Origin of the sequence: Acidisarcina polymorpha, from assembly GCF_003330725.1 — a bacterium.
Lineage (GTDB): Bacteria > Acidobacteriota > Terriglobia > Terriglobales > Acidobacteriaceae > Acidisarcina > Acidisarcina polymorpha.
The window spans coordinates 3,886,794-3,910,429 of sequence record NZ_CP030840.1; the positions used below are offsets into that span (position 1 = coordinate 3,886,794).

Here is a 23,636-nt window from a genome sequence, read left to right on the forward strand (position 1 = left end):
TATCGCGAGCCACTCGGCTCGCACTCCGCAAAGCCAAGCTACACCCAGGAAGAGAGGAAACCCATGAGTCTCAATCGTCGCACTTTCATTCGATCCGCCGCGCTGGCAGCTACCGGGCACTTCGCCGGTCTGCGTCCGTTCGGCGCCATGAACGCGCTTGCGCAAGGGGCATTTCCGGACTACAAGGCACTTGTTTGCATTTTCCTCTTTGGTGGCAACGACGCCAATAATACCGTCATTCCCCTTGGCTCGGGCGACAATGGGTACGCCAACTATGCAAGCATCCGGGGATCGCTTGCATTATCCGCCAGCTCGCTGTTGCCGCTCGGCCTCGGCGCGAATGGAGAATTTGGCCTGCATCCAAGTCTCAACAATCCTACCTATGGCGGCTTACAATCATTATTCAACAGCGGCAAGGCGGCCATTGTCGCAAATGTCGGAACATTGGTCGCTCCAACCACTCCCGCGTCCTTTCAAAACCAATCGGTTCCGGTTCCTAACAATCTTTTTTCCCACCCTGATCAACAGCTCGAATGGCAGAATGCCGAACAGAATGGGGCATACCCTTCGGGTTGGGCAGGGCGACTGGCCGATACCTGGGGAAGCACCTATGGAACTAATCCCCAGATACCGCTAATCACATCCCTGGCCGGGGACAGCCTGTTTTGTAATGGCAGTCTCACCTCCCCAGTCGCCGTGGCCCCTGGAAATCTCTCTGGTGCGTCTTGTTCAGAAGGCGCGGCGTGCAATGTACGCAACTCGGCAGCGCAACTACTGGCCAACTTTCAGAGCGGGTTTTCGCTGGTTCAAGCGGACATGGGCATAACCAGGAATGCATATACCTATATGAAGCACATGGCATCTGCCGTGCAGTCAGCTCCCGTAGTGAACACCCCCTTCCCGCCAGCAAACCCCCTGGCCGCCCAACTGCAACAGATTGCCCAGATTATTGCTGCGCGTTCGGCGCTCGGGGTGCAGAGGCAGATCTTCTTTGCCAGCCTGGGAAATTTTGACACTCACGCTAACCAACTCTCAATCCAGAGTCAGCTATTATCCTTCGTCGGCCCAGCCATGGCTTCGTTCTACGCGGCTACAGAGGAGTTAGGGCTTGCAAATTCGGTGACCAGTTTCACTATGTCGGATTTTAGCCGCGCCTTCGAGCCAAATTCTAATTACGGAACCGATCATGCCTGGGGCAGCCACCACTTTGTCGTCGGAGGCGCAGTGGCGGGCGGTCAAATCTATGGCACCTTCCCGACTTTGGCTTTAGGTGGCCCGAACGACTCGGGAACCAACGGACGGTGGGTGCCGACGACTGCCTCCTTCCAATACGCGGCGCAGCTGGCCTCCTGGTTTGGCGTGACTTCCGCGCAACTTCCAATACTCTTCCCGTACCTTCAACCGAATATTTTCCCGCCCCCAGCTAATCTCGCGTTTATGGGCTGAGGTGTCGTAATCAAGTAGGAGTGGCTTTGCGGTCGCAGACGCCACTCCGTTGTTCCCTGCGCATGATTGTCCACGTCACCCGATGCACCCCGCGCATTTGCCTCCTCGGCGCAGAAGATAGCAGCGCCCGCTCTGGCAGCCCTACACGTCAGCGTCTCTGAGCGCCCCTTCCAGATTTCCCTCCTGTTTAGCCTCATATATGTATGGTTTAGCAAGCCGAGTGAGCAATCCAGCTATCGCCTTAAATTGCTTATGCCAGCGAATGATGGTCTGCCCCTTAGCCAATGCTCAACAGCAGGTTGGCATGACTTTCGTAACGTAAACACGGCCTCGGGCACGAACCGAACTCCCTCTCGCTGCATCAAATTCGCCTCCATAACAAGAGTCTTATCTCCATAAGACTAGTTAGTAACATTAGATATAAAATCCATTACCTTGGTAATTTTATTATTTATTGAAACACTCCTGTGAGCCGAAAATTACTTCATAGTTGACAGTAAAGAACGCTGTCGATCGCTAATAAAGATTTTATCAAGTAAGTGGCACTTTGAGTTATATAACATGACCGGTGTACCTCTGTCTTTGGTCCGCCGGGATTGATATAACTTGGTGTTTTTGTTGCCGACTGCTTGTTGATCCGCCTGGTGCGACGGTTAAGCCAATTCCAAACTTGAACATTCGGTGATCCCCCGTCTCAGAGCTGTGCGTGCTGGGGTCATGGGGACCTCGTGTCCGAAAACCTAATTAAGCTGAGGGAGTACATCGTGCAGTCAAACAAGTATACGTCCAATCTGCCCAGAATCATTGCAAGGCTGTCTTTGCTTGCAGTTGCACTTACAATGTTAGTAACAACGATGTACTCCCAGGGGCAGCAAACAATTCAGATCACCGCGACGAATCCGGATGGAACGAACACCGGAACCGCCCGGGTCGGAGTGCCGGTCAGCCTCGTGGCAACGGTATCCGCGGGTCCATACCAAGTGGTCAATTGGAGTATTACCGGCGGCGGTAGTGTCTCCGCGACCAGTAACTCGGCTGCGACCTATACGCCGCCTCTAACTATGCCCTCAAGCACCAGCGTCACGATTACGGCATATCTGCATTCGGCGCCATCGGTGACGCAATCTTATGCGCTGTCGCTGATCTACCCGGTACCCTCGGTCACTTCAACCGCCATTCCGCAGGCGGAGCCGGGCTACACCTATACCAACACAAATGTGAACGGAGTCGGCTTTGTTCCGGGCACCGTAGTGAGCGCCAATGGGGCTGCGCTGACGACGACCTACAAGGATTGGAACCACGTATCGGTTACGCTTCCGACACCGGCGACTGCGAGCGGCTTCCTCACTCTCCAGGCCGCTAACCCAACTCCGGGAGGAGGATCGGGGGCAAGCTACAATCAGCCGGTTCAGCCCACATCGATCGTACTTACGGCCACGAATCCGGATGGCACGAACACCGGAACGGCCAGATTAGGCGTGAATGTCAATGTGGCTGCAGTGGTATCCGGATCGGTTTCGAAGACCGTCACCTGGAGTGTTACTGGATCCGGTTCTATTTCAGGTAGTGGGGTGTACACTCCACCGAGTTCCATGCCTACCAATGGAAACGTCACTATTACGGCGACCCTGACCTCAAATCCCGCGGTCTCAACTCCCTATCCGCTGACGCTTGTCAATCCGGCGCCGGTAATCACGAGCATGAGCCCGCTGAATGCTCCTGCGGGTTCGACGATAGCGGTAACGCTGACCGGTCATGGGTTCGTTCCCGGAACCACGATCGTCTCGAACGTCGGTTCCATCGGAAGCACGACCTATCAATCGCCGACCTCAGTAGTCGCTCAATTGACTCTTCCTGCCTCGGCAACGGGCAATCTTTCGTTGCAGGCGCAGAACCCCGCTCCCGGCGGCGGTCTGGGAGCAGCTTTGCAGTCGGCGATCTCCACTTTGCAGATCACGGCGACGAATGCTGCCGGCACTAATACCGGTACGGCCCAACTGGGTGTGCCCGTGAATCTGACGGCGACGGTGGCGAACTCGCAATATGCGGTCATTTCCTGGACGCTGCAAGGCGCCGGAACGCTAGTCCGGAGTGGCAATAATGGTCAATACGCGACCTACACCGCTCCAACTACAATGCCTTCGAATACGAACGTTTCAATCACTGCATCTTTGTCGTCGTATTCAGCGTTGGCAACCACTTACGCAATCAGTCTTGGCAATCCCATCCCTTCGGTAGCATCGGCAACTCCGACACAACTATTGACGGGCGGAACGCAGTCGGTTGCGTTAGCTGGATCTGGATTCATGCCTGGAACCGTGGTCCTCTTCAACGGAGCCTCGCTGCCGACAACTTATACGAATTACAACTCGGCGACAGTCCAAGTACCGGTAGCGGCGAATGCAACGGGCACGCTGAGCCTTCAAGTGCAAAATCCGAGCCCCGGTGGGGGTACCGGCAACACGTTTACTGAATCCGTGATGCCTAACACCATTAGCCTTACGGCGACCGATGCCGACGGCACCAACACCGGCACGGCGGAGCTGAGCACCAACGTCTCAATGGTTGCGGCTGTGAGCGGGTCCGAACAGACGGCAGTGAACTGGAGTGTGGCCGGAGCTGGCTCTATCTCGAGCAACGGGGTCTACACCGCGCCGGCGGCGCTTCCAACCAACACCGCAGTGACCATCACTGCTGCGCTGGCGTCCAACCCCGCAATTACGGCGAGCTATTCATTGAACGTTATTAATCCCATCGCGGTCATCAGCGGCTCCAGTCCGTCTCTTGCTCCTGCCGGAGAGTCGACGGCCATCACCTTCACCGGTACCGGATTCGTCCCGAGCACGGTGGTCCTGGTGAACAATACGCCGGTGCCGACGACCTATCAGTCGGCGACATCGGTGGTTGCCGAGGTGACGGTATCGCCAAGCGACACCGGAAACCTCTCCATCACCGCCCAAAATCCCGCGCCTGGGGGTGGCACGAGCCTCTTCTATCTGGAGTCGATCTCGGCGTCGCTCGGCGTCAGAGCAGCGGCCCGGATCCTCGATCAGACGACGTTTGGACCTACCAGCGCATTGATCTCGCATGTTCAGCAAGAGGGGATCGATGCCTGGCTATCGGAGCAGTTCAACACCCCACAGACAGTATTGGCTCCGGTTTATTCAACCCACCCTTCTTATTGCAGCGCAGCTGAATACTGCACCGAGTCAGAGTGGTACCAGGCGGTGCTAACGGGCAACGATCAACTCCGCCAGAGAGTAGCCTTCGCACTGAGCGAGCTCTATGTCATCTCGGCGTTCCCGATCACCGGAGTCGGGGTCACTCCGTACATCAACATGCTGGCGGCCGACGCCTTCACCAACTGGCACCAGATCATGACCGACGTGACGTTGTCGCCGGCCATGGGCATTTACCTGGACATGCTGGACAGCCACTCGCCGACCGGAACTGAGATAGCCGACGAGAACTACGCGCGGGAGTTCATGCAGTTATTCAACATGGGAATCTACCTTCTGAACCAGGACGGCAGCTTGCAGCTGGATGGCAACGGAAATCCGATCCCTGCCTACACCGAAGCCCAGGTGGAGGCGTTCGCCCGGGCCTTTACCGGCTGGACCTACGCCAATGCGGATGGTTCTACGCCATCTTCTCTGATCGGCGTGCCCAACTACTTTCATCCCATGGTGGCCGTCGAGGCCGACCATGATACGAATCCCAAAACACTCTTGAACGATACGGATCCCACGTCGTACAAAGGGACGACCTTGCCGTCAGGCCAGACTGCGGAGCAAGACGTGCAGGATGCGATCACTAACGTCTTCAACCATCCCAACGTTCCTCCTTTCGTCTCCAAGCAGCTCATTCAACACCTGGTCACCAGTATGCCGAGCCCCGGCTATATCTCCCGCGTGGCCTCGGTCTTCACCAACGATGGCAATGGCGTCCGCGGGAATATGACCGCGGTGCTGAATGCGATCTTTACCGATCCTGAAGCCAGGGCAGGAGACACGGATGCTTCCGCCGACGTAGGGAAGCTGCGCGAGCCGATTCTCTGGCTGACGGCGGTGATGCGCGGCCTCGGCGTCACCAACACCGACCCCAACAACTATTACGATCAGTTGTCCACCTATCTGGTACCGCTTGGGGAACGGCCGTTTGCCGCGTCGAGCGTCTTCAATTTCTTCTCGCCCAGCTACGTGATTCCGGGAACGACCTTGAACGCGCCGGAGTTCGGGATCGAGAACACCGCCAGTGTCGCCACCCTGCTCACTCTGGCCGACAGGCTGATGATGAACAAGTTCGTCAGCTTCAATGTGGACCTGAGCGCCACCAGTTCTTGGGGACAGATGGCGTCCACCCCCTCGGTTCTGGTCGATGCTCTCGGCACCCTCTTCATGCATGCGGAGATGGATCCGAATATCCGCGCATCGATCATCAGCGAAGTCAGCTCGGTGACCGATTTAGGGCAACGCGTCAGGCTGGCTGTCTACCTGGTCATCACCGCGTCGCAGTACAAGGTCTCCCACTAACCCGCATCAGCCAGAACCTGCGTCCTGCTGCTCGTGCCTTCCACGGCCGGGCAGCAGCAGTCCGAATTGTGCTTCATCCAGAGAGGAATTACGACCATGAATCGTCGCAGCTTTATTCGCACCGCATCGTTAGCAGCCGCCGGACACGCCGCCGGCTTACGTCCCTTCGGCATGATGAACGCTTTCGCTCAAGGCTCCTCCGACTACAAGGCGCTCGTCTGCATCTTCCTGTTCGGGGGAAATGACGCCAACAATACCATCATCCCCTTCGACACCGCCGACTATGCCAGCTATGCGAAAATTCGCGGCCCCCTGGCGCTTGCCCAGAACACGCTGCTGCCGCTGACGCCCCTGCCGAACTACGCCCTCAATCCGAATTTGCCCGACATTCAGTCGCTCTTCAATAATGGAAAGGCCGCGATCGTGGCCAACGTCGGCACCCTGGTGCAGCCGCTGACCCGCACCCAATACCTGGCCTCGCAGTCGCTTGCGCCGAGCAGCCTGTTCTCGCATCCCGACCAGCAATTGCAGTGGCAGAACTATCCTCAGTCGGGGGCGACGCCCACCGGCTGGGCCGGCCGCATCGCCGACTACATGGCCCCCATCTACAATCCGAACGGGCAAGTTCCGATGGTCACCTCCTGTGACGGGGACACCTTGTTCTGCGACGGCGCGTCCACTTCGCCGGTTGCGGTGATTCCTGGAAGCGTACAAACGGGTAAGTGCTCCGAGACCGCCTCCATGTGCACTTCCAGACAGGCCACTGCCCAGCAGATCCTTAGTTTTGAGAGCGGCGTTTCGCTCGTCCAGGCCGACAACAACATCACCGCCAATGCCTATAAATACGATGGAATTCTGGCCACCGCCCTGCAGTCGGCCACTCTCCAAACTCAATTTCCGAACGACGGAGCGCTCGGATCGCAGCTTCAACAGATTGCGCAGATGATTAAGGTCGGACCCTCTTTGGGCATCAGCCGGCAGATCTTCTTTGCCGGTGTCGGGAACTTCGACACCCATGCCGCCCAGCTTTCGGTCCAGAGCAGCCTGCTCGCCATGATCAGCCCGGCCATCGGGGCTTTCTACGCGGCCACCCAGGAGCTGGGAGTCGCCAACCAGGTCACGACCTTCACCATGTCGGACTTCAACCGGGCCTATCAGCCCAACGGCAACAACGGGAGCGACCACGCCTGGGGAAGCAGCCTCTTCGTGCTTGGCGGCGCCGTGAAAGGCGGAAAGGTCTATGGAACCATGCCCACTCTCGCTCTCGGCGGACCGGACGACTCCGGCAGCAACGGCCGCTGGGTCCCCACCACAGCTTCCGTACAATACGCCGCCACCCTGGCTTCCTGGTTCGGCGTACCGGCCGCTGAGCTGGCGAGCATCTTTCCTAATATCAGCAATTTCCCCACCGCCAATCTCGGCTTCTTAGGGTAGCCGCGAAGCGCGCAGGGAGATTCGAACGCCCGGATTTGTCCCTGCGCGGCAAAGGCGCCCTTTTGACTGCAACCTATTCGATTTACAGTGGCTTTGTTGAACGATTGCCAGGCATAGTCTATGTTAAGGAGTGGATGACAGCTCACGGAACCCAATGGATTGGCGAAGATGCTGAACCACGCGGAAACCACCAAGAAGTCTCACCCGAGAGGCAGGCTCCTAGCGCGAAACCTGTGGTCTTCGTGCTTCCTGGACTTGGGGGGGAAGAAGATCCAGAGCTTGAAAAATTCTGGGCTCCTTCTCGAGACAAGCTGGAGATTTTATCGCTCCGGTACGTTGACTGGACGGACCTAGTCAGAGAGAACTGCGACTTCTCCTCGGTCGTCACCCATGTGAAGAGACAAATCGAGAACCGGCTGCCGGCCGGGCCAGTGAGGATGGCGGGGTATTCAATCGGAGGTCATCTCGCGTACGCGCTGGCCGTCAGTTTCCAGGCAGAAGGCAGACCGGTTGTGTGTGTCGTGCTTCTTGACTCTCCGGCAGAGCTCAGCAGCCTTACCCCTCCGTTTCGCAAAAGGATGAAGGCGCGCCTGGACGGACTTCTTGCCTTCAACCCAAGAGCGTCACTTGCATCGCTTTTCGCGAAAGTACTTATTCGAGAACAGATGCACCCTTTGTTGCGCCGCTTCTCCCACTACCGAAGCAAGCACCTACCATTCCGTTTTGACACCTTTCTTCACCGAAAAATAACGATGCAGCTCATACGGCGGATCTTCCCTGCTTGGTGGGGCTCGTTGACATCGCAAGGAATACCGCTAACGATGCCTACCTTCTTATTTCGGTCAGGAGAACACGAACCGTATGAGGCGGATGATCTCGGATGGCAGAAATATTGCCCAGATCTAAAGGTCATTCCGGTACCCGGCACGCATCGTGGAATGCTGGATCCTTCCATCAATGGTCCCCTTCGAGCAGCGTTCCTTCAAGCGATGAAGTAAGAAAAGCCTAAGCAGCGAAGTAAGAGAGCCCTAAAACCTTCAGGGCCGGGCCCTAAATACACCTCGGCACGCTGCTCCTTCGCTGCGAACACATAAAGAAAATAATGGGAATTTGCTGACGCGATCAAGAAATTGGTCGCGAAGAAAGTCACGTACGCTTGGTTACTGTGATACGTTATAGTCCAAATAGTACATAACACATGGGTAAAAGTCACTAGCGTCGATTGGTTGAGGCACCGTTGTCGCTTCAGTTATCTCAACCTTTAACTTAAACAGAGCTTTGTCCGTGCAGAACTGTCAGGACAGTTTGGTTACATTTCTGTTTGTCAAAGTTCAGACAGCTCGGTCGAGTCGCAGCAAAGCCGCCAATTGCCGGGCTCCGGAAGCTACTACATTGCGTTGTGAGACGGCCTCTCTGATGCGGTCAAACTATCATCCCCATTGGGCTTGAAGTGTTAGTACCCATGGCGCAGTCCATATTCAATTTACCGCTTTGCGAAAAGATTATTAACAGCACTGGAAATGTGACTATAGTGATCCGTACTGATGTAAATTGGGAAACTAAGTTATCAGCCTGGTAACGTAATCAGGCTATTGTGTCTCAAGAGTTATTTCGAACTTCGATATTCTTGCGGTCATTTTCTATGCGGAGCGAGTGTGTTTTATGGGAATGTATGGGTGGTTTGCCTCTGGAGTTGCGTGTTTACGAAGCTGCGTCTCTACCGCCAAGAATGTATCAATCCGGTATGCAGTTTATAACCTCCTGGCGATACTAGGATTAGTGGCCTTTGGCGCAGGTGCAGAAGCTCAGCTTGCGGTGACTACCGCGCACAACGACATTGCCCGGACGGGACAGAACCTGAGTGAGACGATCCTCACCCCCGCAAATGTGAACACAACCCAGTTTGGCAGGCTGTTCTCGCAACCGGTCTCAGGGCTGGTTTACGCACAGCCGCTCTATGTATCGCAGGTGGCAATTCCCAACAAAGGTACTCACAATGTCGTTTACGTGGCGACCACGCGGAACAACGTCTACGCGTTCGACGCAGATGACAACGGCGGCGTGGATGCGACTCCGTTATGGTCGAAGAACCTTACGGCGAGTGGCTTTCAGGCTAACTTCGGAGTCGTAGGCACGCCGGTTATCGACCTTCCTTCCAGCACGATCTACATGGTCAGTTCGGAGGCCTCCACTTCGAGTTCGACAGACCAGTTTCGTCTGCACGCCCTGGATATCACGACGGGCGCAGAGAAACTTGGCGGGCCGGTCGTCATCCAGGCATCCGTTACTGGTTCGGGCAGTGGCAGCGCCGGGGGAGTTCTGGCATTCAATCCGGCTTCTCACTATCAGCGTCCGGGGCTTCTGCTGCTGAATGGCGTCCTGTACATTGCTTTCGGTTCAGTGAACGACAATGGCGCATGGCACGGCTGGATCTTGTCGTATAAGGGAGCGAACTTACAGCAAATCGATGCATTTTGTACTACGCCGAACGGCGCCTCGGGCGGCATCTGGATGGGAGGAGCTGGATTGGCGGCGGAGGTAAACAGTTCGACCAGCGCGTATGGCAGGATGTTTCTTACGACTGGGAACGGCACCTTTTCGGCGAACTCTCCTTATACAAGTGCGATGAGTTATGGGATGTCTGTCCTGAACCTCGATCTCACCGGCGGGGTGATGACCGTGAAGGACGAGTTCACCCCTTTCAATGAGGCGAAGCTCGATGGGGAAGACGGGGACATTGGCTCAGGCGGCCTTGTGCTTCTGCCTGCTCAAACCCTCCAGTCAGGAGGCACCCTGAATCCACTTGTGCAAATGGGGAAGTCCGGGATGATCTATATACTCAATCGCAACAATCTTGGCGGCTTCAATGCTTCGGGTGATCGGGTGGTTCAGGAGGTGCAGACGCCGGAGTCCGGCTCTGAGAACTGGGGTACTGGCATCTGGGGACAGCCTGCTTTTTGGAACAACAATATCTACTTCGGAGGAGTTCAATACGCTGGTTCTTCCTCCGGGACGAATAACAGCCTAACTGCTTATTCCTTCGTCAACGGCTTGCTATCCAATACTCCAGTGAGCACCACCGCCGAGCAGTTCGCGTATCCCGGGCCGACGCCGTCGGTCTCGGCGAACGGCACATCGAACGGGATTGTCTGGGTGCTGAAGAATGACGCATACACCACTGGAGGCGATGGGGTCATGCTTGCCTACGACGCCACCAATCTCGAAAACCTGCTGTATTCAACCAATGCAAATCTCTCTCGCGACGATCCGGGCGGCGCGGTCAAGTTTACGGTGCCGACGGTCGCTAACGGCAAGGTGTATGTGGGAGCAACGAATCTTATCGATATCTACGGTTTGCTCAGCAGCGAGCCGACTGCACCTGCGCCCAATATTACGCCTTCCGCCCGGTTCACCGGATCGCAGAGTGTGTCGATGTCCGATTCAGTAGCCACATGCAACATCTATTACACCACCGACGGCTCGATTCCGACTGCATCCTCTACCTTGTACACGGGAACCTTCAAGATCACCGCCAGCGAAACCATAAACGCCATCTGCAGCGCGACCGACTACCTGCAAAGCCCGGTGTCTTCGTCGACCTTCTCTTCGACCGCCAACGCTGCGAACCCGGTGTTTTCGCTTGCCGGCGGTACATACTCGGGGACACAGATGCTGACCATCACCGATAGCTCGGCCGGTGCGACCATCTACTACACCGTGAATGGGGCGACTCCGACGACTTCGTCGGCGGTTTACAAAAACCCAATCCCAATTTCGATTTCGGAGACGGTACAAGCGATGGCGATCGCCCCTGGCCTGCTTTCGAGTTCAACGATCAGCGCTTCCTACACGATCAATCCGGTCTACACGATCGACTTCAGCAATGGCTTCTCCCAGGCGCAGGGCCCGATGCAGTTCAATGGAAGCACCGATCTTGACGACTTCCGCTTGCAACTAACCAACGGGGGCCAGAATGAAACCGGCAGCGCTTTCTATGCGATGCCAGTGAATGTGCAGGCATTTACGACAGATTTCACCTTCCAGCTCTCCAACCCTGCGGGCGACGGCATCACCTTCACCATCCAAAACTCCGGTCCAACAGCGCTGGGCTCGGCCAAGTCCGATCTCGGATACACAACGATTCAACACAGCATGTGCATCAAGTTCGACCTTGTCGATAAAGCCGGACAAGGTCCGGATGGCACGGGGCTGTTTACGAACGGCAATACTCCTAGATCAACCGAGATCGATATGACCGGAACCGGCATAGACCTGCACAGCGGCGACTATATCAGCGCCCACATGACCTATGATGGGCTGAACCTAGTGATGACCCTGACCGACGATTTTACCTTGGCCACCTGGTCTCACTCTTTTCCAATCAATATCCCGGCTGTGGTGGGCAGCAAGACGGCTTACGTTGGCTTCACCGGATCCACGGGTGGTCAAACGGCAAGCCAGAAGCTCACTTACTGGACATACTTAGCGGGACAACCGGTGGTACCGAACTATCCTGTTGGGTTCGATGGGATCGGTCTCGCGTTAAACGGGAACTCTTCAGTTGCGGGAACGGCTTTGCATCTGACCACCAACGCAACGAACCAGACATCGAGTGCTTTCTTCGGAGTGCCGGTGAACGTGACGGCTTTCACGAGTGACTTCGATTTCCAATTCAGCAATGCGGTGGCGGAAGGCTTCGCATTCGTGATCCAAAACGCCAGCCCTACCGCGCTTGGAAGCGGAGGTGGAGGGTTAGGATACGCAACTATCCCAACGAGCACAGCGATCAAGTTCGACATCTTCAGCGATGCCGGTGAAGGCACCGACTCCACCGGTGTTTACGCGAATGGCGCAATGCCGACCGTGCCTGCCGTCAACCTCACCCCAACCAACGTGGTCATTGGAAACGGTGATGTGTTTCACGTGCACGTCACCTACGATGGCAAGACCCTGACCTGGACACTTACCGACATCGGCTCAGCCTCCCATCACGACACTACCCAGAGCACCAGCATCAGCATCCCACAGACGATAGGAAGCAATACTGCTTACATCGGGTTCACGGGCTCGACTGGCTCTAAGACAGCAATCGAGAATATTCTGGATTGGACCTACAGCAATCCTTAGAAGGCGGCGTGGATCGCCACGGAATCGCAGTGCTTTCACTAGAGTTGAGTCGACCGTTGCGATTGGCCCCATTCTCACGCATGGGGCCGATCTCTTGGGAGACAATAAGTCTGCGATCGTGGGGTAAGCCGTGTTTCGAAGCTTCAAAAACATGAGCTTCGATCCCAAGGCAGGTGAGGTTGATCCAATGAAGTTCTTACGATCTCTACAGCCGCTCGGAAAGGGATGGCATCGACTGCCCGGTCAGGCAAAGGAAATCAATCAAAGACTTTCGCCCTACACCAGACTCAAGAAGCCGGGACAGATTTGAGACCCATCTTTATCAATGGGCGTTTTGTGACGCAACGGGTAACGGGAACTCAGCGATATGCTCACGAACTTCTGGATCAACTGGATGTTCTGCTGACCCGTTCCGCGTCGCCACCCTCCGTCACTATGCTGGTGCCAAGGTCCAATGGTCCTCTACCTAGTTATCGCAAGATCCGCTTGTCGCAGGTGGGACGATTTTCTGGCCAGTTGTGGGAGCAGTTCGAACTGCCTTTCTATGCCCGTGGAGGCATACTCGTCACGCTCGTGGGCGGTTCTCCTGTTCTTCACCGGCGCAATATTCTAACGATTCATGATGCCGCCGTTTTTGCTTCCCCGCAAAGCTTTTCGCGTGGATTCCGTCTCTGGTATCAATTCCTTTATCGCCGAATGTGTCACAAGGCGTTGCAGGTATTGACTGTCTCGCACTTTTCCAAAGCGGAACTAATTAAACACTGCAAGGCCGATCCCGAAAAAATCACAGTGACTTACCTGGGTTCTGAGCATGCTTTGCGGCCCACACCCGAACCCGGTGTGCTCACCTCGAACCGGCTACGTCCTTTTAAGTACGTGTTAGCGGTGAGTTCAAGAAATCCCAGCAAGAACCTGCCTGGCCTGCTGGGCGCGCTTCCTTACCTTGCCGATACCGACTTCGATGTGGCAATCGCGGGGCAGAGCTATAAGAAGGTCTTTGGGGAATTGCGGATCTCCGGAGACAGGGTACGGGACCTGGGTTATGTGAACGAATCCGAGTTGCGCAGCCTTTATGAGCACGCCGCCTGTTTTGCCTTTCCGTCCTTTTACGAAGGGTTTGGTCTACCACCGCTGGAAGCTCTAGCCCTCGGCTGCCCGGCCGTGGTGGCCAATACCGGGTCCATGGCTGAGGTTTTCGGCCCGGTTGCGTTCCTGTGTGATCCCCATGACTCGTCCACGATAGCGGAGATGATCCGGCTGGCCAGCGAAACTCCCCAGGAGCAGCGGGAAGGTTACCGCGCATTCGCCAATGGATTTCGTTGGAGCGAATGTGCGACAATCACGTGGTCGGTGATCTTTCAGTATGCTCAAGATTGACCGCGCTTTGCTGAATACGGTCGACGCCACCCCAGATTGCTTCGTACCAGATTTTCCGTTAGTAGTGGTCTTTGAGGACGAAAGGGCCGGGCGTAACCCTGGATTTCCTTGTGCCCGCCAAGACTAGGGAATTTGTAGGCTGTTGAGAGCCGCGGTCAACCGTTTTCTAGAAGGTTACCTTACGGAAAATTAACGCCTTGCAGGCGAGATCGCTGAGCGCGACGACTCAGCGCCAGAATATAATTGGCTTGATTGAAATCACCTCCACGAGGTCGCTATTTCTCTATCTTCTCCGCGGGCATGCCCAGGCCTTACGAAGCGAGCGCCTATTGTATGCGGGGCGAGCAAAGCCATCTGAGTTCCTCCATATTGGCTTCCATGCGGCGGCCTATTGATATTGTTGCCGTTTGGCCTCCTCGCTCTAGGGTTTTCTGATATGGTGAAAATGGGTACGTACGGCTAAATGCAGCATAGAATTCAATCAAGGGAGTGACAACCCGTGAATACCGTCCCCGAAAAAGACTTGAATCTTCGCGACTTTCTGAAGGTGTTTGATCGCAGAAGGAGCCTGATATTCCGTATCGCTGCCGTGATCTTCGTAGTGGCTGTGTTGGCGTGTATTTTCATGACCAGAGAGTACACCGCGACTGGTGTCATTCAACTGGATAAGACTGCTTCAGACGGCATGGGTTTGGAGAATCTCATGGGCAGCGGGTCGGCTGGCGCTGTCGATGCCTTGACATTGAACATTGAGCTGGAGACGACCTCCGATATTTTGCAGTCCGAAGGTTTGGCGCTCAAGGTAATCAATGATCTCAACCTTGAGAACAATGAGGATTTCAAGCCCCACTTCAACCCGATTGGATGGGTGATGGGGCTGGTTTCGCCCGGCGGTCCTGCCGATCCGGCGAACGCTTCTTTGGAAAATTCCCCGGGGCGCCGCCGCCGTGTCCTTCGAGTGTGGGCGAAGTATCTGAAGGTCAAAGTCAATGCCGGTACCCGGCTGATCGATGTTGGCTTCACCAACCGCGATCCGAAGGTCGCAGCGGCGGTTGTCAACCATCTCACCCAGGCGCTGATGGATTACGAGTTCCAGACTCGCGTTTCGGCGACCAATGCGGTCTCTCAGGGATTGGAAGGTCAGCTCGCCGGTCTGCGGAAACACAGCGAGGATTTGCAGGCGAAGGTGGTTGCTCTGCAGCAGACTTCCGGTCTGTTTGGCGTCACCGGAACTGATGCGCAGGGCAACAACACGGTCACCAGCCCGGCGTTGCAAAATCTGGATAAATCGACAGCGCAGCTCTCTCAGGCCACAATGAACCGGGTGCTGAAGCAGGCAGTTTATGACGTCGTAAGAACTGGCGACCCGGAGGCGATTTCCCAATTGAGCGGCACTCAGATGAGCGCAGAGGGCGGCCAGGGCGTGATGAATTCGCTTAGCCTGATCCAAAGCCTCCGGCAGCAAGAGTCTAGCCTGCAAGGCCAGATCGAGCAGGAATCTACCAAGTTCGGGCCTGCTTATCCGCGGCTCATTCAGGACAAAGCTTCGCTGGCCGCCGTTCAGCAATCGCTCAAGGACGAAATTGCCCGAATCGCGGGCCGGGCGAAGGCCGACTATGAAGTTGCGGTCCGGGCTGAAGAAGGTGCCAAGCAGGCCTACGATTCCGATCGAGGCGCGGCGGAGAAACTCAACAGTCAGGGGGTTGAGTACCAGATCCTGTCGAAAGAGGCGGATCAAAGCCAGCAACTTTATCAGGACTTACTCAAGCGCTTGAAGGAAGCCGGGATTGTGCAGGGGCTGCGCTCCTCGGACCTCACGATCGTCGACACGGCCAGCCCTCCAGCAAAACCCAGCAAGCCGAATGTGCCGTTATATCTCGCGCTCGGGTTGGTAGGGGGATTTTTTCTGGGCGGCTGCGCGGCGCTTCTTATCGATGCGCTGGATGGCAGTATTCAAGGTACCGAAGACATCGAGGCCATGAATCTTCCTGTGCTCGGTCTCGTTCCTCAGATCAAGCTGGATGAGGCTCAACCGGGAAAGCTGCTGCTTGACTCAGAATATTCGGTGTACGGGGAGGCGGTACGGGGACTCCGCTCGACGCTGCTCGAATCCCACAGTGGCAAGCAGGCGCAGGTTCTCCTGGTGACCAGCAGCAGTCCCAGGGAAGGGAAGTCGGCACTCGCTCTGAATCTGGCAGTCTCGCAGGCGCAATTCAAGAAGAAAGTCCTGCTTGTCGAAGCAGACATGCGGCGTCCGGTGTTGCGAAAGATCCTCGGCCTATCCGGGACGGAGGGGCTTAGCGACCTGCTGGGCAATCCTGAGGCGACGGTAGCGCCGCAGATCCTCCCCGACCACATGAATCTCCACTGCTTGCCGGCGGGGCCGATCCCCGCTCACCCGGCGGAGATGCTCGGCTCTGAACGGATGCAGTTTCTGATGCGCGAATGGCGGCGGGACTACGACTTTATCGTGCTCGATTGTCCGCCAGTACTTCCCGTTACAGATGCGCAATATCTAGAGGGGATGGCCGACGCCACCTTCCTGGTGGCACGAGCAGGGTCCACATCGAAGATTGCTCTCCAGCGTGCCTATCAGCTCTTATACCGGCATGTGAAGGACCCGCAGAATCCCAGGATCGGCGTGGTGCTTAACTTCATCTCGCTGCGCTCGGCTGCCTACTATGGATACTATGGCTACCGCGGCGACCCAAAATACGAGTATGAAAAGGTCGGAACTTTGGATAAGTAGGGCCGGCTTTCTCGAGTAGCCATAGCTTGAGTTGGGAGCTCCTCTTCCTATAGATTGCGGAGCTCCGCGCGACGTGGAAGACTGAATTCTTTGAACGGATCCAGGGTCACGATCAAGGTCAACCGTTCAAAGGTAGTTTGCTTGACCGTGATTGGCGCGACGTGTACCGTTGAAGAAGCTCAGTAAAACCCACGTTTTACATCAACGCTACGACTGAGCAAGCAGCCAGTTAGCCGCTCCTGTCTAGGAAGGCACGGATTCGCGAGCGGAACCACCGTTCGCTGTGCTTTAGATCAGCGTAGTCCACATTCTGCATGTCTCTTCGAGGAGAAATCTGAATGCAAGACAGCTTTGTCTCGAAACAACCTATCCTGGTAACTGGCGGCGCAGGGTTCATAGGCTCCAACTTTGTCCTCGACTGGATACGCAAAGAGTCCGGCCCCGTCGTCACGCTCGATAAGCTGACTTATGCCGGTAACCTGGGAAATCTGGCAAGTCTCGAGAGTGAACCGCGTCACACCTTCATACGCGGAGACATTCGCGACGCCGACCTTGTTGCTTCCTTGCTGCAGCGTTACACGCCTCGAGCGGTAGTGCACTTCGCCGCTGAAAGCCACGTCGATCGCTCGATTACCGATCCAGGCGAGTTTGTGAGCACGAACGTAAATGGAACGCTAAACCTACTGCAGCAGAGCCGCACCTATTGGGAAACACTAAGTGGGGAAGAGCGGGAAGCGTTCAGGTTCCTTCATGTTTCCACCGACGAGGTCTATGGGACTCTCGGTCCGAACGACCCAGCTTTCACTGAGCAGACTCCCTATGCGCCCAACAGTCCTTATGCAGCGTCGAAAGCAGGATCGGACCACTTAGTCCGTGCTTATCATCACACCTACGGATTTCCGACTCTGACCACCAACTGCTCTAATAACTATGGGCCTTTCCAGTTTCCCGAGAAGCTGATCCCACTCGTCCTCTTGAAAGCACTGGATGGCGAGCCACTGCCAGTATATGGCGATGGACAAAATGTCCGCGACTGGCTCTATGTGCTCGATCATTGCGAGGGGATACGCACTGTTCTCGAGAAGGGAAAGCTGGGAGAGACTTATAACATCGGTGGAAGCAATGAAAGAAAGAACATCGATGTGGTCACGACAATTTGCGACATTCTCGACGAGTTACAGCCGAGCGCATCCATTGGTTCGCGGCGCAAGCTGATTACCTATGTCAAGGACCGGCCAGGCCACGACCGGCGCTACGCTATCGACGCCACGAAGATTCGCCGGGAGATTGGTTGGACTCCGAAGACATCTTTCGAGCCCGGGATCCGCGCGACCGTCGAGTGGTATCTGGCAAACCTTGACTGGGTAAAAGATGTACGCTCCGGCGCCTATATGGATTGGCTGGAGTTGAACTACAAGGAGCGATAATCGATGGCGCGAAAGGGCATTATCCTGGCCGGAGGCTCGGGCACGCGGCTGTATCCGCTGACCCATGCGGTCTCCAAGCAGCTGCTTCCGGTCTACGACAAGCCAATGATCTATTATCCGCTCAGCACGCTGATGCTGGCCGGGATTCGTGATGTCTTGATCATCTCGACTCCTGAAGACACGCCTCGTTTTTCGGGGCTGCTCGGGGACGGCAGTAGGTGGGGATTAAACCTTCAGTATGCAGTTCAGCCAAGCCCGGATGGATTGGCGCAGGCATTTATCATCGGCGACAGCTTCATCGGGGATAGTGCGTGCTCGCTGGTGCTCGGCGACAACATCTTCTTTGGCTACAAGCTTTCCGATCAGCTCCAGCATGCTTCGGCTCAGTCCGACGGCGCTACGGTTTTCGCCTATCGCGTCAGCGATCCGGAGCGATATGGCGTAGTCGAGTTCGACCGCAGCGGCAAAGCGCTCAGCATCGAGGAGAAGCCGAAGCGTCCCAAGTCGTCCTTCGCGATTACCGGACTTTATTTCTACGACAATCAGGTGGTCGATATCGCCAAGGCGGTGAAGCCATCGCCGCGCGGAGAGCTCGAGATCACCGACGTGAATCAGACCTACCTCGACCGCGGCTCTCTCGATGTTCAGCACATGGGACGAGGCACGGCTTGGCTCGATACTGGAACGCATGATTCACTCCTCGAAGCGGCCGTCTTTATTCAGACAATTGAGGGGCGGCAAGGCTTGAAAATTGCCTGTCCCGAAGAGATTGCCTACCGGATGAAGTTCATCACCGCCGAGGCGCTGGCTGAACTGGCCGCTCCGCTGCGCAAGAGTGGTTACGGCCACTACTTGCTGGCCTTGCTTGAAGAAGCGAAGGAATCACCGATACCGGGAGAGCAAGCATGAAGTTGATTGAGACCCCCATCGTGGGGGCCGTAGTCCTGGAGATGCCCATCTTCCGCGATGACCGCGGGCAATTCCAGGAAACCTACAACGAGCGCCGCTTTCTGGAACTGGGTCTACCCATCGACTGGAAGCAGGACAACCTTTCGATGTCGCGAAAGAATGTTGTGCGCGGCTTGCATTACCAGCTGATTCAGCCGCAGGGGAAATTGGTTCGCGTGATCAGCGGAGCTGTTTTCGATGTGGCCGTGGACTTGCGCCGCCACTCGGCGACCTTCGGAAAGCACGTGTCGGTCGAGTTGAGCGCAGAGAACGGCTTAGCCTTCTACATCCCCGCCGGCTTTGCGCACGGGTTTACGGCGCTTACCGATGATGCCTGCTTCGCTTACAAGGTCACCGACTTTTATGAGCCTTCCGGCGACCGCACCTTGCTATGGAACGATCCCGAGTTGGGTATCGAGTGGCCGATCGACGCAGCCCAGGCAATCGTCTCTGCCAAGGACCAACTAGGAAAATCGTGGAAGGACGCCGAGGTCTTTCCATGAACGGGGCCGGAAAGGAAAGGCGGGTCCTGCTGCTGGGCGCCAATGGTCAACTAGGTAGCGAATTCCGGACGCTCCTCCAGGATAAGTGCGAACTCCACGCGTTGACGCGGGCTGAAGCTGACCTCTCGAAGCCGGAGCAGTTGCGGAAGATTGTAGCGGACTTAGAGCCGAGCATCATCTTGAACGCGGCAGCCTACACTGCGGTCGACAAAGCGGAGTCCGAGCCTGAACTGGCGGAGCTGGTGAATACGAAGACGCCCGCCGTACTGGCGGCTGAGGCGGCTCGCTATGGCGGTCTCCTGGTGCACTATTCGACTGATTATGTCTTCGACGGCAGCAAGGCCTCGCCGTGGATCGAGGAAGATGCGACCGGGCCGCTGAACGTTTATGGAAAGACGAAGCTGGCTGGGGAGCAGGTAATCGCCTCTCAGGGAGGAGCTTATTTAATCTTCCGGACCAGCTGGGTCTTCGCGCCTCACGGCAAGAATTTTCTATTGACGATCCTCCGTCTGGCTCGAGAGCGCGACCGGCTTACGATTGTGGCCGATCAGAAAGGCGCACCGACTTCGGCGCTTGCCATTGCACGCGCAACAGCACAGGTTCTTGACAGGGTGAGCGGTCCAGAGGGCACAAACTCGCGTTCGCCCGATTGGTCGGGCATCTACCATTTGACGTGTGCCGGTGAGACGACCTGGCATGGGTTCGCCGAGGCGATCGTCGAAGAGGCCGCTGACCTTCTCGACGGACGCCGCCCGGAGGTAGCGCCAATTCCCAGCTCTCAGTTCCCAACCCCGGCGCGCCGACCGGCGAATTCCGTCCTCGATAATGGAAAGCTGCGGCATCAATTCGGGGTCGCTCTTCCACACTGGCGCCAAGCACTCGTTGAAGCAATGGCGGGGCTGAGGTTTGGGCAGGAAGTAGCCAGGCCATGATCGCAGCATCGAATGGTTGCGGTCGCCTGCAGACCAAGTGTCTCTTGCTGGACGCATCAACGGATGGAGGCCTCTTCTAAATGTCGCGTATCACAGACTTTGTGAAGAGGTTGAGGGAACACCAGCTCTCGCGGAATGCTTCCTGGATTTTGATCGGCCAGGGGGCGAATTTCCTGCTGCAGGCCATCTACTTCGTCTTCCTGGCTCGGCTGCTCGGGGTGACCGAGTATGGCATATTCGCCGGGGCCTTCGCACTGGTCAGCCTGGTGACCCCTTACAGTTCGCTGGGTGCGGGCATGTTGTTCATGCGCTACGTCAGCGCCGATCATACCAAGGCTGGCGTTTACTGGGGCAACGCCTTGCTTCTGACGTCGACGGTCAGTGTCCTGATGACGGTAGCTTTCTTCTTCGTGGGACCCCCGATCGCCCATATCAACAGCCGGCTGATCTTTGTGGTTCTGGCAATCGCCAACTGCCTCTTCAGCCAGATCTCGGAGTTGGGCAGCCGGGTCTTTCAGACGTTTGAAAAGATGCGCTATTCGGCCATGTTGAGTTTTGTGGCCAATCTGTCCAGGGTAGTGCTGCTGCTGTTGATGCGGCTCACGATGAAGCGTGCGACCGCGGTGCAGTGGTCGATCGGCGTCATGTTAGCCACTGGGGTTGGCGCGGTGCTTGCCATCTATTGGGTGCACAAAGAAGTCGGAAAGTCGGTGGTCGATACCGATCTGTTGCTTCACCGGTCGTGGGAGGGAGTTGGCTTCTCCTTCGCTGGCACGACGCAGGCGGCCTATAACGACATCGACAAGACCATGCTCAGCCACTACGGTTTGAACCGGGAGAATGGCTTCTATTCGCTGGCCTACAGGGTCGTCGACTTTGCCACGACGCCGATCGTTGCTATCGATGGCTCGGTGCTTCCGCGCTTTTTCAAGCTTAGCCACGGCCAGATGCCCAAGCTGATGCGCCTGGCCTTCCGAGCGGCGGCGCTCGCCGCCTTGATCGGCCTGGGAATTACCTTTTCCCTGCTGCTGGTCTCCCCGATCATTCCACGATTGGTCGGCCACGGCTTCGCGGGTGCGTTGGTTGCAATACGCTGGCTCGCCTGGTTGCCATTGCTGCGCGGCATACATCGCATGACCGGAGGCGCGCTTACCGGGTCGGGGCGGCAGAATATGCGCACCGTAGCTCAATTTGTCATCGCTGGATCAAACTTCCTCTTGAACCTCTGGTGGATCCCCAAGTTTGGTTGGATCGGCGCTGCGTGGGCGAGCGTTGCCGCGGATGGAGGGTTGGCAGTCTTGAATACGTTGATGCTTCTTTGGGTTTGGTCGAGGATGTCCCGGGAGGGAGCAGGAACTATTATGGAAGAGGCGAAGGTCTAGATGGCAAAGAACGGAGTCTGTGCGATCATCATTAGCTTCCGTCCCCCGGCGGTGGTTCCCGGTAACCTGGCCGCCGCCCGCCCTCAAGTGGAAGGTCTTGTGGTGGTCGACAATGGCTCGTCGGAGCAGTCGCTTGCCCCCATTCGGCGGCTTAGTGAGGAGCTGGACTTCCATCTGATCGAAAATGGCGCGAACCTCGGCATCGCGGCCGCTCTGAACGTGGGCGTGAAATGGGCGAAAGCCCAGGGATTTAAGTGGGTCGCGCTCTTCGATCAGGACAGCACCATGACGGATGGTTTCATGACAGCCATGCTCCATGAGTACGATATTCATCCGGAGAAGGAGAAGGTCGCCGTCATCACTCCGAAGCACATGGAACTGGAGACGGGGAAGTGGCGGCCGCCCGCATTTGCCGTTGACGGAACTCCCTTGATCGCAATTACGTCTGGCAGCGTCATGCCTGTCCATATTTTCGACCACTGCGGCTACTTCGAAGAAGATCTCATCATCGATCGAGTGGATGACGAATATTGCCTGCGGGTGCGGTCTTATGGCTACACCCTCGTCTTGTGCCGGCAGGCGTTTCTCCGGCATTCCGTCGGTACCCCGACGATGCACTCGCTGCTCGGAAAGAAAGTCCGCGCAACCAACTATGGCGCCAAGCGCCGCTACTATCTGACGCGTAACCGGGTCGTCATGGCCAAGAGGTACTGGAGACAATATCCCCGGTGGGCCTTTTGGACGATGTTTGCCATTGGGCATGATCTGGTGGTGAACCTTTTATTCGAAGATCATCCATGGAGCAAAATGATCACTACATTTCGCGGGATTTTTGATGCTCTTCGGGGAAGAATGGGCAAAGTAGTTGAGCTCTAGAGCCGCCCTGAGGGTATCTTGATGATGCGAGCGGCCGTTTGCGGAGTAGTGATTACTTTCCATCCCAAGATAGATGTGCTCGAGAACCTGGCCAAGGTTCGTCCGCAGTTGCAAGGAATGGTAATCGTCGATAACGGCTCCTCTCCCCAGGAATTAGCGCCTTTCTATGAAGCGAGCGCTCGCTTGGGATTCACGATCATCGAAAATGGCGAAAACCTTGGCATTGCGGCAGCGCTCAATACTGGCATCCGGTGGGCGCAGTCTCACGATTTTTCCTGGGTGGCGCTCTTCGATCAAGACAGCACCGTCGAAGCTGGGCTGATCGAAAAAATGCTTGCCTACTATGCGGAGCAGCCCGATCAGGCGAAGGTCGCAATCGTCGTTCCCCGCTACATTGATCGAAAGTCCGGCGCGGAGATGCCACTGCTGCATGACAAGGACGGCAAGATCATGGTGGTGCGTACATCGGGGAGTCTCATGCCTGTCTCGGTCTTCGATCACACCGGCTGGTTCCTTGAAGACTTTGTCATCGATCAAGTCGATTACGAATACTGCTTACGCCTGGGTACGCTCGGATACAAGATCATCGCTTGCCGCCAAGCAACCCTTATCCACTCTCTCGGGGAGCGGCAGCGCCACAGGGTGCTGGGTCTCTTCAATATCATCACGACCCACCACAATGCGAAGCGACGCTACTACATCACCAGGAACCGGGTACGGATGATCCAGCTCTACTGGAAGCAGTATCCCGCATACTGCCTGGACTTACTTGCGCTTACTGCGAAAGACACCTTCAAAATCCTGCTGGTCGAAAAGCCGCGATTCACCAAAATGAAGAACTCGGTAGCCGGACTGCGAGATGCGCTACTGAACCGCATGGGTAAGACGGTCGAGTTGTAAGCC

14 protein-coding genes are annotated in these 23,636 nt (G+C 56.3%); all 14 read left to right on the forward strand.

The genetic code is table 11. The features are described 5' to 3' along the window. Positions 1–63: 63 nt before the first annotated feature. The 14 genes from ACPOL_RS16535 (at position 64) to ACPOL_RS16605 (ending at position 23,633) form a co-directional block, all read left to right on the forward strand. Entirely contained in the window at positions 64–1,446 is a 1,383-nt protein-coding gene (locus tag ACPOL_RS16535; RefSeq protein WP_114208026.1) for a DUF1501 domain-containing protein, read from the forward strand. 839 nt (positions 1,447–2,285) lie between these two features. Next, entirely contained in the window at positions 2,286–5,978 is a 3,693-nt protein-coding gene (locus tag ACPOL_RS34890) for a DUF1800 family protein (protein ID WP_150133037.1), read from the forward strand. A gap of 96 nt (positions 5,979–6,074) precedes the next feature. After that, on the forward strand, positions 6,075–7,412 hold the full coding sequence (locus ACPOL_RS16545; RefSeq protein ID WP_114208028.1) for a DUF1501 domain-containing protein: 1,338 nt from the start codon (positions 6,075–6,077) through the stop codon (positions 7,410–7,412). A 134-nt stretch (positions 7,413–7,546) separates the two neighbouring features. Continuing rightward, entirely contained in the window at positions 7,547–8,410 is an 864-nt protein-coding gene (locus tag ACPOL_RS36325; protein WP_150133038.1) for a thioesterase domain-containing protein, read from the forward strand. Between the two features lie 664 nt (positions 8,411–9,074). Next, entirely contained in the window at positions 9,075–12,539 is a 3,465-nt protein-coding gene (locus ACPOL_RS16555; RefSeq protein WP_114208030.1) for a chitobiase/beta-hexosaminidase C-terminal domain-containing protein, read from the forward strand. A gap of 306 nt (positions 12,540–12,845) precedes the next feature. Then, positions 12,846–13,916, forward strand: a complete 1,071-nt coding sequence (locus ACPOL_RS16560) for a glycosyltransferase family 4 protein (RefSeq protein ID WP_161557401.1) — start codon at positions 12,846–12,848, stop codon at positions 13,914–13,916. A 499-nt stretch (positions 13,917–14,415) separates the two neighbouring features. Beyond that, positions 14,416–16,665, forward strand: a complete 2,250-nt coding sequence (locus ACPOL_RS16570; RefSeq protein ID WP_114208033.1) for a GumC family protein — start codon at positions 14,416–14,418, stop codon at positions 16,663–16,665. A 338-nt stretch (positions 16,666–17,003) separates the two neighbouring features. Next, a complete protein-coding gene (gene rfbB, locus ACPOL_RS16575) occupies positions 17,004–18,092 on the forward strand; it encodes a dTDP-glucose 4,6-dehydratase (RefSeq protein WP_114208034.1) in 1,089 nt (362 codons plus the stop codon). Positions 18,093–18,095: 3 nt separating this feature from the next. Next, complete coding sequence (rfbA, locus tag ACPOL_RS16580) at positions 18,096–19,001, forward strand: glucose-1-phosphate thymidylyltransferase RfbA (protein ID WP_114208035.1); 906 nt, start codon at positions 18,096–18,098, stop codon at positions 18,999–19,001. Further along, the gene (rfbC, locus tag ACPOL_RS16585) at positions 18,998–19,543 is read left to right on the forward strand and encodes a dTDP-4-dehydrorhamnose 3,5-epimerase (RefSeq protein ID WP_114208036.1); all 546 of its coding nucleotides are present in this window, start codon (positions 18,998–19,000) and stop codon (positions 19,541–19,543) included. Before rfbA ends, rfbC begins: the two co-directional genes overlap by 4 nt. Beyond that, positions 19,540–20,475, forward strand: a complete 936-nt coding sequence (gene rfbD, locus ACPOL_RS16590) for a dTDP-4-dehydrorhamnose reductase (RefSeq protein WP_114208037.1) — start codon at positions 19,540–19,542, stop codon at positions 20,473–20,475. The genes rfbC and rfbD overlap by 4 nt, the downstream gene beginning before the upstream one ends. A gap of 80 nt (positions 20,476–20,555) precedes the next feature. Next, positions 20,556–21,857 carry an oligosaccharide flippase family protein gene (locus ACPOL_RS16595; RefSeq protein WP_114208038.1) on the forward strand — a complete coding sequence of 434 codons (1,302 nt, stop codon included), beginning with the start codon at positions 20,556–20,558 and terminating at the stop codon, positions 21,855–21,857. Beyond that, positions 21,858–22,733 (forward strand): glycosyltransferase family 2 protein, encoded by an 876-nt coding sequence (locus ACPOL_RS16600; RefSeq protein WP_114208039.1) that lies wholly within the window; start codon positions 21,858–21,860, stop codon positions 22,731–22,733. Positions 22,734–22,754: 21 nt separating this feature from the next. Beyond that, positions 22,755–23,633 (forward strand): glycosyltransferase family 2 protein, encoded by an 879-nt coding sequence (locus tag ACPOL_RS16605; RefSeq protein ID WP_114208040.1) that lies wholly within the window; start codon positions 22,755–22,757, stop codon positions 23,631–23,633. Positions 23,634–23,636: the final 3 nt, after the last annotated feature.